General features: G+C 72.2%; 12 protein-coding genes. 2 read left to right on the top strand and 10 right to left on the bottom strand.

Translation table 11 applies throughout. The features are described from left to right. Nucleotides 1–18: 18 nt before the first annotated feature. The 9 genes from gatB to F8R89_RS24690 form a co-directional block, all read right to left on the bottom strand. Nucleotides 19–1,533, bottom strand: coding sequence for an Asp-tRNA(Asn)/Glu-tRNA(Gln) amidotransferase subunit GatB (gene gatB / locus F8R89_RS24730; protein ID WP_151786006.1), 1,515 nt, complete (start codon nucleotides 1,531–1,533; stop codon nucleotides 19–21). A gap of 15 nt (nucleotides 1,534–1,548) precedes the next feature. Next, entirely contained in the window at nucleotides 1,549–1,791 is a 243-nt protein-coding gene (locus tag F8R89_RS24725) for a hypothetical protein (RefSeq protein WP_062666542.1), read from the bottom strand. Further along, a complete protein-coding gene (gatA, locus tag F8R89_RS24720) occupies nucleotides 1,788–3,281 on the bottom strand; it encodes an Asp-tRNA(Asn)/Glu-tRNA(Gln) amidotransferase subunit GatA (protein WP_151786005.1) in 1,494 nt (497 codons plus the stop codon). The genes F8R89_RS24725 and gatA overlap by 4 nt, the downstream gene beginning before the upstream one ends. A 2-nt stretch (nucleotides 3,282–3,283) precedes the next feature. Further along, nucleotides 3,284–3,580, bottom strand: coding sequence for an Asp-tRNA(Asn)/Glu-tRNA(Gln) amidotransferase subunit GatC (gene gatC, locus F8R89_RS24715; protein ID WP_019754397.1), 297 nt, complete (start codon nucleotides 3,578–3,580; stop codon nucleotides 3,284–3,286). Nucleotides 3,581–3,698: 118 nt separating this feature from the next. After that, on the bottom strand, nucleotides 3,699–5,909 hold the full coding sequence (locus F8R89_RS24710; RefSeq protein ID WP_151786004.1) for a putative bifunctional diguanylate cyclase/phosphodiesterase: 2,211 nt from the start codon (nucleotides 5,907–5,909) through the stop codon (nucleotides 3,699–3,701). Between the two features lie 304 nt (nucleotides 5,910–6,213). Continuing rightward, nucleotides 6,214–8,409, bottom strand: a complete 2,196-nt coding sequence (gene ligA, locus F8R89_RS24705) for an NAD-dependent DNA ligase LigA (RefSeq protein ID WP_151786003.1) — start codon at nucleotides 8,407–8,409, stop codon at nucleotides 6,214–6,216. A 14-nt stretch (nucleotides 8,410–8,423) separates the two neighbouring features. Next, nucleotides 8,424–9,431, bottom strand: a complete 1,008-nt coding sequence (locus F8R89_RS24700; protein ID WP_151786002.1) for a methionine synthase — start codon at nucleotides 9,429–9,431, stop codon at nucleotides 8,424–8,426. A gap of 39 nt (nucleotides 9,432–9,470) precedes the next feature. After that, on the bottom strand, nucleotides 9,471–10,169 hold the full coding sequence (locus tag F8R89_RS24695; protein ID WP_151786001.1) for an SDR family oxidoreductase: 699 nt from the start codon (nucleotides 10,167–10,169) through the stop codon (nucleotides 9,471–9,473). A gap of 17 nt (nucleotides 10,170–10,186) precedes the next feature. Beyond that, nucleotides 10,187–10,726 (bottom strand): TIGR00730 family Rossman fold protein, encoded by a 540-nt coding sequence (locus F8R89_RS24690; RefSeq protein WP_151786000.1) that lies wholly within the window; start codon nucleotides 10,724–10,726, stop codon nucleotides 10,187–10,189. Nucleotides 10,727–10,777: 51 nt separating this feature from the next. Here F8R89_RS24690 and F8R89_RS24685 point away from each other — a divergent pair, with 51 nt between their 5' ends. Together F8R89_RS24685 and F8R89_RS24680 are read left to right on the top strand one after the other, a co-directional pair. Next, a complete protein-coding gene (locus F8R89_RS24685; RefSeq protein WP_151785999.1) occupies nucleotides 10,778–11,101 on the top strand; it encodes a DUF427 domain-containing protein in 324 nt (107 codons plus the stop codon). Between the two features lie 37 nt (nucleotides 11,102–11,138). Further along, entirely contained in the window at nucleotides 11,139–11,918 is a 780-nt protein-coding gene (locus F8R89_RS24680) for an alpha/beta fold hydrolase (protein ID WP_151785998.1), read from the top strand. A gap of 45 nt (nucleotides 11,919–11,963) precedes the next feature. On the opposite strand, the gene mnmA is transcribed toward F8R89_RS24680, so the two are convergent. Further along, a complete protein-coding gene (gene mnmA / locus F8R89_RS24675) occupies nucleotides 11,964–13,100 on the bottom strand; it encodes a tRNA 2-thiouridine(34) synthase MnmA (RefSeq protein WP_151785997.1) in 1,137 nt (378 codons plus the stop codon). Between the last annotated feature and the right edge of the window lie 47 nt (nucleotides 13,101–13,147).

Genomic DNA, 13,147 nt, shown 5'->3' with positions numbered 1-13,147 from the left:
GGGTGTCCTGCCGCGGGCTCAGCCCTCGGTGACGCCCAGCTTCTCCAGGATCAGCTCCTTGACGCGGGCCGCGTCGGCCTGACCACGGGTGGCCTTCATGACCGCGCCGACCAGGGCGCCGGCCGCGGCGACCTTGCCGGAGCGGATCTTGTCGGCGATGCCCGGGTTGCCGGCGATGGCCTCGTCGACGGCGGTGCCGAGGGCGCCCTCGTCGGAGACGACCTTCAGGCCGCGCTTGTCGACGACCTCGTCCGGGGTGCCCTCGCCCGCGAGCACGCCCTCGATGACCTGACGCGCCAGCTTGTCGTTCAGGTCGCCCTTGGCGACGAGCTCGGTGACCCGGGCGACCTGCTCCGGGGTGATGGGGAGCTCGTCGAGCGCCTTGCCCGACTCGTTGGCGCTGCGGGCCAGCTCGCCCATCCACCACTTGCGGGCGGAGGCCGCGTCGGCGCCGGCGTCGATCGTGGCGACGATCAGGTCCAGCGCGCCGGCGTTGAGGATCGCCTGCATGTCGGTGGCGGAGATGCCCCACTCGGCCAGCAGCCGGGTGCGGCGGGCCAGCGGGAGCTCGGGCAGGGCAGCCCGGATCTCCTCGACCCACGCGCGCGAGGGGGCGACGGGGACCAGGTCCGGCTCGGGGAAGTACCGGTAGTCCTCGGCCTCCTCCTTCACGCGGCCCGAGGTCGTGGACCCCGTGTCCTCGTGGAAGTGCCGGGTCTCCTGCACGATCGTGCCGCCGGACGACAGCACGGCCGCGTGCCGCTGGATCTCGAAGCGGGCCGCGCGCTCCACGGACCGCAGCGAGTTGACGTTCTTCGTCTCCGAGCGGGTGCCGAACTTCTCGGTGCCGTGCGGGCGCAGCGACAGGTTCACGTCGCAGCGCATCTGGCCCATCTCCATACGGGCCTCGGAGACGCCGAGCGCCTTGATGACCTCGCGCAGCTCACGCACGTACGCCTTGGCGACCTCGGGGGCGCGCTCGCCGGCGCCCTCGATCGGCTTGGTGACGATCTCGATGAGCGGGATGCCGGCGCGGTTGTAGTCCAGCAGGGAGTGGGACGCGCCGTGGATACGGCCGGTGGCGCCGCCGACGTGCGTCGACTTGCCGGTGTCCTCCTCCATGTGGGCGCGCTCGATCTCGACGCGGAAGGTCTCCCCGTCCTCCAGCTGCACGTCGAGGTAGCCGTTGAAGGCGATCGGCTCGTCGTACTGGGAGGTCTGGAAGTTCTTCGGCATGTCCGGATAGAAGTAGTTCTTCCGGGCGAAGCGGCACCATTCGGCGATCTCGCAGTTCAGCGCGAGGCCGATCTTGATGGCGGACTCGACACCGGTCGCGTTGACGACCGGGAGCGCGCCCGGCAGGCCGAGGCAGACCGGGCAGGTCTGCGTGTTGGCGTCCTGGCCGAGCGCGGTCGAGCAACCGCAGAACATCTTGGTCTTGGTGCCGAGTTCGACATGGACCTCGAGGCCCATGACGGGGTCGTACGACGCGAGTGCGTCCTCGTACGACACCAGGTCGGTCGTGGTGGTCACGGTGAAACTTCCCTCTCAGCCCAGCAGGACGTCGTCGTCGCCCAGCCGCTTCAGCTCGCGGTAGAGGATGGCGAGGCCGGTGACGATCGCGGTGGCGGAGACGGCGGCGTCGATCAGACGCAGCGTGTCGCTCTCCCCGCGGGCCTTCTTGGCCTGCTTGACGACGTTGACCGCACCGAACGCGGTGGTGGCCATGGACAGGTACAGACCGGACTTCGACTTCTTGAAGCCCTTGGCCTTCGACATTGCCTTGCTCACAGCGACGGAGCCTCCTCGATCAGCGGGTGACCCCACTTTTCCACGAAGGCCGCCTCGACGGCCGCGCCGACCTTGTAGAGCCGGTCGTCCTTGAGTGCCGGGGCGATGATCTGCAGGCCGACCGGGAGGTTGTCCTCCGGGGCCAGACCGCAGGGCAGCGACATCGCCGCGTTGCCCGCGAGGTTCGTCGGGATGGTGCACAGGTCGGCGAGGTACATCGCCATCGGGTCGTCGGCGCGCTCGCCGATCGGGAAGGCGGTGGTCGGCGTCGTCGGGGAGACGATCACGTCGACCTGCTCGAAGGCCTTCTCGAAGTCGCGCGTGATGAGCGTGCGGACCTTCTGGGCGCTGCCGTAGTACGCGTCGTAGTAGCCGCTCGACAGGGCGTACGTGCCGAGCATGACGCGGCGCTTCACCTCGGGGCCGAAGCCCGCCTCGCGGGTCAGCGAGGTGACCTCCTCGGCGGAGTGCGTGCCGTCGTCGCCGACGCGCAGGCCGTAGCGCAGGCCGTCGAAGCGGGCGAGGTTGGAGGAGCACTCGGACGGGGCGATCAGGTAGTAGGCGGAGAGCGCGAGGTCGAAGGACGGGCAGTCCAGCTCGACGATCTCGGCGCCGAGTTCCTTCAGCAGGGCGACGGACTCGTCGAAGCGCTGGATGACGCCGGCCTGGTAGCCCTCGCCGCGGAACTGCTTGACCACGCCGACGCGCATCCCCTGGACGCTGCCGTTGCGGGCGGCCTCGACGACCGGCGGGACCGGGGCGTCGATGGAGGTGGAGTCCATCGGGTCGTGCCCGGCGATGACCTCGTGCAGCAGGGCCGCGTCGAGGACGGTACGGGCGCAGGGGCCGCCCTGGTCCAGCGAGCTGGAGAAGGCGACCATGCCGTAGCGGGAGACCGCGCCGTACGTCGGCTTGACGCCGACCGTGCCGGTGACGGCGGCCGGCTGGCGGATGGAGCCGCCGGTGTCGGTGCCGATGGCGAGGGGCGCCTGGAAGGAGGCGAGCGCGGCGGAGGAACCGCCGCCGGAGCCGCCGGGGATCCTGGTGAGGTCCCAGGGGTTGCCGGTCGGGCCGTAGGCGCTGTTCTCGGTGGAGGACCCCATGGCGAACTCGTCCATGTTGGTCTTGCCGAGGATGACGACGTCGGCGGCCTTCAGCCGCTTGGTGAGCGTCGCGTCGTACGGCGGGATCCAGCCCTCGAGCATCTTCGAGCCGACGGTCGTCGGGATGCCCTCGGTGGTGAAGATGTCCTTCAGCGCGAGGGGGACGCCGGCCAGCGGGCCCAGCTTCTCGCCGCGCTCCCGCTTCTCGTCGACGGCGCGGGCCTGCGCGAGGGCGCCCTCGCGGTCGACGTGGAGGAAGGCGTGGACCTTCTCGTCGACGGCCTCGATCCGGGCCAGGTGGGCCTCGGTGACCTCGACGGCCGTGAGCTCGCCGGAGGCGATCTTCGCGGCGGTCTCGGCGGCGGTGAGCTTGATGATGTCCGTCATGACTAGTCCTCCCCCAGGATCTGCGGCACCTTGAAACGCTGCTGCTCCTGGGCCGGGGCGCCGGAGAGCGCCTGCTCGGGGGTGAGCGAGGGACGGACCTCGTCCTCGCGCATGACGTTCGTCAGCGGGAGCGGGTGCGAGGTCGGCGGTACGTCTTGGTCGGCGACCTCACTGACGCGGGCGACCGCGCCGATGATGTCGTCCAGCTGTCCCGCGAAGTGGTCGAGCTCTTCGGGCTTCAGCTCCAGACGCGCCAGCCGGGCGAGGTGGGCGACCTCCTCGCGCGTGATGCCAGGCATGCAGCGATCCTCTGGGGTGAGTGTGTGTGGTTTGGCCCAATCCTATGGGTCGGGGGGGCGTGCCCGTGCATCGGTTTCCCCGCGGCACCCGCAGGGGGCTGCTCAGGGCCTCACCAGGTCACTCGGCGGCCGGGAGTGCCGCCTTCGGGCGCTGCCAGCCGCGTGAGCCGCGTGCCCGCAGCCAGGCGGTCGTCTCCTCGGGCGGCATGGCGGCGGCCACCAGCCAGCCCTGGACGGCGTCGCAGCGCAGATCGCGCAGCCGCTCCCAGGTCTCGTCGTCCTCGACGCCCTCGGCGACGACCAGCAGGCCGAGGGAGTGCGCCAGGTCGATCGTGCAGCGCACGATCTCCGCGTCCTCGGTGTCCACCGCGAGCCGGGCCACGAACGAGCGGTCGATCTTCAGCTCGCTCACCGGGAGCCGCCGCAGATGCACGAGCGAGGAGTAGCCGGTGCCGAAGTCGTCGAGGGACATCTTCACGCCGTGCCCGGTGAGGGCGGCGAGGGTGTCGGCAGCGCGGGTCGGGTCCTCCAGCAGGACGTGCTCGGTGATCTCCAGCTGGAGCGCCCCCGCGGGCACCCCGTGCCGGGCGAGGCGCGCGGCGACGGACCCGGCGAACCCGGGGGTGTGCACGTCGCGCGGGGAGACGTTGACGGCGACCGGCACGAACAGGCCCTGGGAACGCCAGCGCGCCACCTGGCCGAGCGCGGTCTCCAGGACGTACTCGGTGAGGTGCGGCATCAGCCCGGAGGACTCGGCGATGGCGATGAACTCGTCGGGCGGCACCCTCCCGCGCTCGGGGTGCACCCAGCGGACCAGCGCCTCCAGGCCGGCTACCTGTCCGTCGAAGCGGACCTTGGGCTGGTAGTGCAGCTCGACCTCGTGGGCGTCGAGGGCGCGGCGCAGATCGCCGAGGAGCCCGAGCCGGTCCGGGGTGTTGGAGTCCCGTTTGGACTCGTAGACCTCGACGCCCGTGCGGTCCCGCTTCGCCTGGTACATCGCCACGTCCGCGCGCCGCAGCATCCCTTCGGCGTCGAGCGCGTGGTCCGGGAAGACGGCGACGCCCGCGCTGGCCTCCAGCACCAGGGTGAGGCCGTCCAGGTCGAGCGGTGAGCTGAGCGCCGCGACCAGGCCGCGGGCGACCCGGGTCGCGGACGTGGTGGAGTCCGCGACCGGCAGCAGGACGGCGAACTCGTCTCCCCCGAGCCGCGCGGCCTCCGCTCCGCGCGGCAGGGCGAGCCGCAGCCGGTCGGCGATCTGCAACAGCAGCCGGTCACCGGCGAGATGCCCCAGGGTGTCGTTCACCGACCGGAAGCGGTCCAGGTCGATCAGCATCAGCGCGGAGCGGGCGCCCACGCGTTCGGCGTCGTCCAGCGCCGTCCAGATGCGCTCCTGCAGCCACTGCCGGTTCGGCAGCCCGGTCAGCGGATCGCGCAACTGCTCCTCCGCCCGGGCCCTCGCTATCCACAGCGTGGAGTCGAGGGCTATCAGCGGGATGGAGAACAGCGGCAGCAGCAACGGCTTGGCGACGGCCACCACGCACACCAGCGGGGCGATGCACAGCAGGGCGACGGCGACCAGCCCCTGTCTGACCAGGGCGGTGCGGGCGACGGTGGGCAGACCGCCGCGCGGGGCGTGCAGGTACCAGTGCAGGACGCGGGTGACGAGGAGATACGCCACGGCGACCAGCACGACGCCGGGCGCGGTGTAGAGCGTCCAGGTGTCGGGGCTCCAGGGTCTCTCGACGCTCGGGACCCGGCCGAACGCGGCCAGCACCAGGGCGCCGGAGGCGATGCCGAGGATGTCCACCGCGCCGTGCAGCACGCCCAGGCGCCAGTGGCCCCGGCGGGCGACACCGACCAGGACGACGACGGTGAGGCTGACCATGCCGGCCGGCACCCAGCCGTACAGCAGCAGCACGGCGAGGGTGAGGGCGGCGCCGGAGCCCGTGCCGCCCCACCAGCGGGCGCGGCCCAGGGCCACCAGGTGGCCGACGATGATGCCGGTCAGCACGGCCAGGGACCAGCCGACGGTGCCGGACGGGAAGAGGGCGTGGCCGCCGGTGAACGCCCGGTAGAAGCCCGCGCCGAGGACGAGGGCGGCGGCCGCGACCACCGAGGCGGGCAACGCGGGCCAGTACAGGTGCCGTTCCTGGTCGGGGTCCGACAGCCCCGCCGCGTGCTCGCCGTCCCGCAGGGCGGCACCGCCGTCCGGGGTCTCCCGCCCGCTGCCCGCACCGGGGCGATCCGCGGTCCGTGTCGCCCACCCGCGCCATGCGCCGGCCGTCCGGCGCAGCCGTGAGTGCGGGGCGGCACTCTCGGTCGGTTCCATTCCCGTCCCTCTCACAGCCGGCGGTGCCCACGCCACGCGGCCCGTCGCCCGACGACTGCCCTCGACGGCCCCGCGCTGGAAAACCCTTCCCCTCGCCCTTCCTTGCTCCTCGGACGCTTCTCGGACGCTTGTCGGAGCCTTCTCGGAGCGAAGGGATGCCCCGACCGCAACTGGGCACGGCAGGCGCACATCTCAACAGTAGGCCGCCGAAGGCGTGTACGGGCAGCGGTCGTCGACGGTTGCCCGAATGCGCCCCAGCCACCCGTATGCATCTGATATGCGCCCATCGGGCCGGGTTCAACCGTTACTGCTCCGGGGACAGGGCAACTTCGGCCGCGGCTTCCGGCCCCTGTTCCAGCAGGACGGCGAAGCCGTCCTCGTCCAGGACCGGCACCTTCAGCTGCATCGCCTTGTCGTACTTGGAGCCCGGGCTGTCGCCCACGACGACGAAGGACGTCTTCTTCGACACCGAACCGGTCACCTTCGCGCCGCGGCTCTCCAGCGCCTCCTTGGCCCCGTCTCGCGTGTAGTTCTCCAGCGTGCCGGTGACGACGACCGTCAGCCCTTCCAGCGGGCGGGGGCCCTCGTCCTCCCCGGAGGACTGCTCCTCCAGCGGGACGCCGGCCGCCTTCCACTTGCGGATGATCTCGCGGTGCCAGTCCTCGGCGAACCACTCCTTGAGCGCGGCGGCGATGATGGGGCCGACTCCGGCGGTCGCCGCGAGCTCCTCCTCCGTGGCCTGTTCGATGCGGTCGATCGAGCGGAACTCACGGGCGAGGGCCTGCGCGGCGACCGGGCCGACGTGCCGGATGGACAGTCCGTTGATGAACCGCGCGAGCGGGCGCTGCTTGGCCGCCTCGATGTTCGCCAGCAGGGCGAGGGTGTTCTTCTTCGGCTCGCCCTTCTGGTTGGCGAAGACCGTGACGACCTTCTCCTCGCCCGTCTTCGGGTCGCGCTTGGGCAGACCGCTGTCGGGGTCGAGGACGTACGCCTTGATGGGCAGCAGCTTCTCCACCGTCAGGTCGAACAGGTCGCCCTCGTCGGCCATCGGCGGTTCGGCCGGCTCCAGCGGGCGGGTGAGCGCGGCGGCGGCCACCGCGCCGAAGTGCTCGATGTCCAGGCACTCACGCCCGGCGAGATAGGTGAGCCGCTCCCGCAACTGGGCCGGGCAGGCACGGGCGTTGGGGCAGCGGAGGTCGATGTCGCCCTCCTTCATGGGCCGCAGCGGGGTGCCGCACTCGGGGCACTCGCTCGGCATCACGAACTCCCGTTCGCTGCCGTCGCGCAGGTCGACGACCGGGCCGAGGATCTCCGGGATGACGTCCCCGGCCTTGCGGATGACCACGGTGTCCCCGATGAGGACGCCCTTGGCCTTCACGACCTCCTGGTTGTGCAGGGTCGCGAACTCGACCTCGCTGCCCGCGACGGTGACCGGCTCGACCTGGGCGTAGGGGGTGACCCGGCCGGTGCGGCCGACGCCGACCTTGATGTCGATGAGCTTGGTGTTGACCTCCTCCGGCGCGTACTTGTACGCGATGGCCCAGCGCGGGGCGCGCGCGGTGGAGCCGAGGCGGCCCTGGAGCCGGATCTCGTCCAGCTTGACGACGACGCCGTCGATCTCGTGCTCGACGGAGTGGCGGTTCTCGCCGTAGTACGCGATGAACTCCCGGATGCCCGCGAGGTCGTCGACCACGCGGTTGTGCGGGGAGGTGGGCAGGCCCCAGGTCTTCAGCAGGTCGTAGGCCTGGGAGAGCCGGGTCATGCCGGAGAAGCCCTGGAGGGCGCCGATGCCGTGGACGACCATGTGCAGCGGGCGGGTCGCGGTGACGCGCGGGTCCTTCTGGCGCAGCGAACCGGCGGCGGCGTTGCGCGGGTTGGCGAAGGGCTTGTCGCCGGCGGCGACCAGGCGTTCGTTGAGCTCGAGGAACTTCGCCATCGGGAAGTAGACCTCGCCGCGGATCTCGACCAGCTCGGGGACCTCGTCGCCGTGCAGGCGCTCCGGGATCTCCGCGATGGTGCGGACGTTGGGCGTGATGTCCTCGCCCGTGCGGCCGTCGCCGCGGGTGGCCGCGCGGGTGAGACGGCCGTTCTCGTAGGTGAGGTTGACGGCGAGTCCGTCGACCTTCAGCTCGCACAGGAAGTGGTACTCCTGGTCGCCCAGTTCACGGGCGATGCGGTCCACCCAGGCGGCGAGCTCCTCGTCGTTGAAGGTGTTGTCGAGCGACAGCATCCGCTCGCGGTGCTCGACCGCGGTGAACTCCGTCTCGTACGAACCCGCGACCTTCTGGGTCGGCGAGTCCGGGGTGCGCAGCTCCGGATACTTCTCCTCGAGGGCCTCCAGCCTCTTCAGCAGCGTGTCGAACTCGGCGTCGCTGACGACCGGAGCGTCCTTCACGTAGTACCGGAAGCGGTGCTCCTCGACCTGCTCCGCCAGCTGCGCGTGCTCTTCGCGGGCCTCGGCGGGCACCGCCGTCGTCTCCGCCTGCTTGTCGCCGGCCACCGTGTTTCCTCCCGTTACTCTGGGTTGTCCGCGAGGGATCTCGCCGCCTGGACGCAGTGGGCGAGTGCCCGGCGCGCGTAGTCGGGGGACGCGCCCGCGAGTCCGCACGCCGGCGTGATCGTGACCGTCTCCGCGAGCAGCCCCGGTGACAGCCCCAGCCTGCGCCACAACGTCCTGACACCCATGACGCTACCGGCAGGGTCTGACAACGGGGCGTCCGTGCCGGGGACGACACCGGCGAACAGCCGCGTGCCGCCTTCCACCGCCTCGCCGATCGCTTCGTCGTCACGCTCCGTGAGGAGGGAGAGGTCGAAGGAGACCGCGGCCGCGCCCGCCCGGCGCAGCAGCGCGAACGGGACGTCCGGCGCGCACGAGTGGACCACGACCGGGTCCTCGCCGTGCACCCCGACGACGTCGCGCAGGGTGGACTCGACGATCTGCCGGTCGACGGCGCGGTGGGTGCGGTAGCCGCTGGCGGTTCTGACCTGCCCGCGCAGCACGGCGATCAGGGAGGGCTCGTCGAGCTGGAGGACGACCCGGGCGCCGGGGACGCGGCGCCGTACCTCCGCGAGATGCTCGCGCAGGCCCTCGGCGAGCGAGGCGGCGAGGTCGCGGCAGGCGCCCGGATCGGACAGCGCGGCCTCGCCGTTGCGCAGTTCGAGGGCGGCGGCGAGCGTCCAGGGCCCCACGGCCTGGACCTTGAGCGGCCCCTCGTAGCCCTGGGTGAACTCCTCCAGCGCGTCGAGGTCCTCGCCCAGCCAGGACCGGGCGCGCCGGGTGTCCCGGCCGGGCCGGTCGCCGAGCCGCCACCCGCTGGGCTCCACGCGCGCGTACAGCTCGACGAGCATCCCGGCGGTCCGCCCGATCATGTCGGCGCCGGGCCCGCGGGCGGGCAGTTCGGCCAGGAACGGGAAGTCGTCGAAGGAGCCGGTGGCGGTCTTCGCGGCCTCGCGGGTGTCGCCGCCGGGCAGCGAACCGACGCCGGTGGCCGCGCCGAAGAGGTGGTCAGTGCTGTTGCTCACCCGGAAAGCCTATGCAACGCGGCGCGGCCACCGCGCCGGTCACCTGCCCGGCCGGACCGTCAGGTCGTTCACCTCCGCGTCCCGGGGCAGGTCCAGGGCCATGACGATCGTCGTGGCGACCGACTCGGGGTCGATCCAGCGCGCGGGGTCGTACTCCTTGCCCTCCTGCTGGTGCACCTTCGCCTGCATGGGGCTCGCCGTGCGGCCCGGGTAGACCGAGGTGACCCGGACGCCGCCCGCGTGCTCCTCGGCCCGCAGCGAGTCCGCCAGGGCCTTCAGCCCGTGCTTGGAGGCCGCGTACGCCCCCCAGCCGGCGTGGGCGGTGAGCCCGGCGCCGGAGTTCACGAACAGCACGTGCCCGCGCGTGGCGCGCAGCTGGGGCAGGAAGTGCCGGGTCAGTTCGGCGGGGGCGATCAGGTTGACGTTCAGCTGGTGGCGCCAGGTCTTGGGGGTGAGGTCGCCGATGGAGCCCAGGTCGACGACGCCGGCGATGTGCAGCAGGGAGTCGACCCGGTCGGGCAGCGACTGGTGGGAGAAGGCCCAGGACAGCCGGTCCGGGTCCGCCAGGTCGCCGACCAGTGTCGCCGCGCCCGGGTACTGGGCGGCGAGCTCCTTCGCGCGGGCGGCGTCGCGCGCGTGGAGGACGAGTTCGTCCCCGCGCGCGTGCAGACGGCGGGCGACGGCCGCGCCGATTCCGGAGCCCGCTCCGGTGATCACATGTGTAGCCATACCCGCCATGCTCGCACCGGCCCGGATCAGGCGATGCCCTGGCTCTCCTCCAGGTAGGCGAGCGCCCCGACCGGCTCCTCGGCGAAGAAGACCAGGTCGGTGAGCGGGCGGGGCAGGAAGCCCTCGTCGTCCATGCGCCGGAACTGCTCCTTGAGGCCGTCGTAGAACCCGGCGGTGTTGAGCAGGACCACCGGCTTGTCGGTGTGGCCGTGCTTCTTCAGCTCCAGGATCTCGGTGGCCTCGTCCAGGGTGCCGGTGCCGCCGACCATGATCACGACGGCGTCGGCCTTCTCCAGCAGCAGCCGCTTGCGCTCGGCGAGGTCCTTGGCGACCACCATCTCGTCGACGCCGGGCCGGGCCTTGGCGGCCAGGAACTCCACGGAGACCCCCACGAGCCGGCCGCCCGCGTCCTGCACGCCGTCGGCGACGACCTTCATCAGGCCGACGTCGGAACCGCCCCAGACGAGCGTGTGGCCGCCCTTGCCGAGCAGTTCCGCGAACTCGCGCGCGGGGCCGGTGTAGCGGTCGTCGAGGTCGGCGGCGGAGAGGAAGACGCAGATACGCATGGGCCCCACGGTACGCGGGAAGAACGGGGCTCCCGCGCGCGCTGTCCCCACATGACCCTTGGACACACGATCACGATCGAGCAGGGGACCCGGCGCGTCCGGGTCGTGCACGACGGCCAGGTGCTGGCGGAGAGCGACCGGCCGCTGGTGCTGCGGGAGACGGGCTGTCCCGTGCGCTACTACATCCCGCCGGAGGACGTCCGCCTGGATCTGCTGACTCCCTCGGCGACCCACACCCACTGCCCCTTCAAGGGCGACGCCTCCTACTGGTCGCACGGGGACACCGCGGATCTCGTCTGGGCGTATCCGGATCCGAGGACGGACATCGCCGCGATCAAGGACCATCTCTGCTTCTACGAAGTCGAGGTGTCGTAGGCGATTACTTCCGTGCCGTACGGCAATCTGCACAGGCATGGACAAGAAGACCATTTCGGCCGACGGCACCTCCCTCGCCTACGCGAGCCGGGGCGAGGGACCGCCGGTGATCCTCGTCAGCGGCGCGATGTCCACCGGCGACACGATGGCACCCCTCGCGGAGGCACTCGCCGACCGCTGCACGGCCGTCGTCTACGACCGCCGGGGGCGCGGCGGGAGCGGTGACACCCAGCCGTACGCGGTGGAGCGCGAGGTCGAGGACCTGGCGGCGCTGATCGACGCGGTCGGCGGCGAGGCGGCGCTGTACGGCGTCTCGTCGGGCGGCGCGCTGGCGCTGCGGGCGGCGGCGAGCGGGCTCCCGGTGCCCCGGATCGCTGTGTACGAGGTGCCGTTCGCCGTCTCCGAGGGCGGCGCCGGGGAGCGGGCGGAGTACACCGAGCGGCTGACGGCCGCGCTGGCCGAGGACCGGCGCGGGGACGCGGTCGAGCTGTTCCTGCGGCTCACCGGACTCGGCGAGGGGATCATCCGGGGCGCCCGGCAGTCCCCGATGTGGCCCGGCATGGAGTCGATCGCGCCGACCCTGGCCTACGACGACGCCGTGATGGGCGGCGGACCGGTGCCGGAGGCGCGGCTGGCGTCCATCACGGCCCCGGTCCTGTCGCTGGCGGGCGGCGCGAGCCCCGACTGGATGCGCGAGGCGGCCCGCACGGTCGCGGACACGGCCCCTCAGGGGACGTACCGGGTGCTGGAGCGGCAGTCCCACATGGTGGAGCCGCAGGTGCTGGCGCCGGTGCTGGCGGAGTTCTTCGCGGGGTGACCGGCGCCCCGCACGCGCGCGTGCGGGGCGCTCGCGCGCGGGGTCTCAGCCCGCCGGGGTGCTCTCCTTCACCCGGACCGTCGACGCGATCGTCGCCGAGCCCACCACGCGCGTGCCGTCGTACAGCACGATCGCCTGGCCGGGGGCGACCCCGCGCACGGGCTCGGTGAACGACACCTCCAGGGAGCCGTCGACGAGTTCCGCCGTCACCTCGGTCTCGCCGCCGTGGGCGCGCAGCTGGGCGGTGTAGGTGCCGGGGCCGGTGGGCGCCGCGCCGCACCAGCGGGGCTTGATCGCGGTGAGGGCGGAGACGTCGAGGGCGGACGCCGGGCCGACGGTGACCGTGTTGTCCACCGGCGAGATGTCCAGGACGTAGCGCGGCTTGCCGTCGGGCGCCGGGGTGCCGATGCGCAGCCCCTTGCGCTGGCCGATGGTGAAGCCGTACGCGCCCTCGTGGCTGCCGACCTTGGCACCGGACTCGTCGACGATGTCGCCCTCGGCCTTGCCGAGCCGCTTGGCGAGGAAGCCCTGGGTGTCGCCGTCGGCGATGAAGCAGATGTCGTGCGAGTCGGGCTTCTTGGCGACGGCGAGGCCCCGGCGCTCGGCCTCCGCGCGGATCTCGTCCTTGGTGGTGACCGTGTCGCCGAGCGGGAACATCGCGTGGGCGAGCTGCCGGTCGTCGAGCACGCCGAGGACGTAGCTCTGGTCCTTGGCCATGTCGGAGGCGCGGTGCAGCTCGCGGGTGCCGTCCTCGCGGACGATCACCTGGGCGTAGTGGCCGGTGCAGACCGCGTCGAAGCCCAGGGCGAGCGCCTTGTCCAGCAGCGCCGCGAACTTGATCTTCTCGTTGCAGCGCAGGCAGGGGTTGGGGGTGCGGCCGGCCTCGTACTCGGCGACGAAGTCCTCGACGACGTCCTCGCGGAAGCGGTCGGCGAGGTCCCACACGTAGAACGGGATGCCGATGACATCGGCGGCGCGGCGGGCGTCGCGGGAGTCCTCGATGGTGCAACAGCCCCGCGCGCCCGTGCGGAAGGATTGAGGGTTCGCGGAGAGCGCGAGGTGGACGCCGGTCACGTCGTGTCCCGCCTCGGCCGCGCGGGCGGCGGCGACGGCGGAGTCGACCCCGCCGGACATGGCGGCGAGGACGCGGAGGGGGCGGGAGGGCTGCGCGGTGTCAGTCATAACCCCTCCAGGGTACGGGGACGCGGGAACCAGAGCCCCCGGGTATC

The sequence above is a fragment of the Streptomyces sp. SS1-1 genome (assembly GCF_008973465.1).
Classification (GTDB): domain Bacteria; phylum Actinomycetota; class Actinomycetes; order Streptomycetales; family Streptomycetaceae; genus Streptomyces.
Note: the sequence above shows the minus strand (reverse complement) of the source record. Positions and strands in the feature narration are given on the sequence as shown.

What these genes read in the sequence shown, in the direction of transcription:
- gatA (WP_151786005.1), bottom strand. Translation starts at nt 3,281, where the DNA reads ATGACGGACATCATCAAGCTCACCGCCGCCGAGACCGCCGCGAAGATC.
- gatC (WP_019754397.1), bottom strand. Translation starts at nt 3,580, where the DNA reads ATGCCTGGCATCACGCGCGAGGAGGTCGCCCACCTCGCCCGGCTGGCG.
- F8R89_RS24710 (WP_151786004.1), bottom strand. Translation starts at nt 5,909, where the DNA reads ATGGAACCGACCGAGAGTGCCGCCCCGCACTCACGGCTGCGCCGGACG.
- F8R89_RS24695 (WP_151786001.1), bottom strand. Translation starts at nt 10,169, where the DNA reads ATGGCGGGTATGGCTACACATGTGATCACCGGAGCGGGCTCCGGAATC.
- F8R89_RS24690 (WP_151786000.1), bottom strand. Translation starts at nt 10,726, where the DNA reads ATGCGTATCTGCGTCTTCCTCTCCGCCGCCGACCTCGACGACCGCTAC.
- F8R89_RS24685 (WP_151785999.1), top strand. Translation starts at nt 10,778, where the DNA reads ATGACCCTTGGACACACGATCACGATCGAGCAGGGGACCCGGCGCGTC.
- F8R89_RS24680 (WP_151785998.1), top strand. Translation starts at nt 11,139, where the DNA reads ATGGACAAGAAGACCATTTCGGCCGACGGCACCTCCCTCGCCTACGCG.
- mnmA (WP_151785997.1), bottom strand. Translation starts at nt 13,100, where the DNA reads ATGACTGACACCGCGCAGCCCTCCCGCCCCCTCCGCGTCCTCGCCGCC.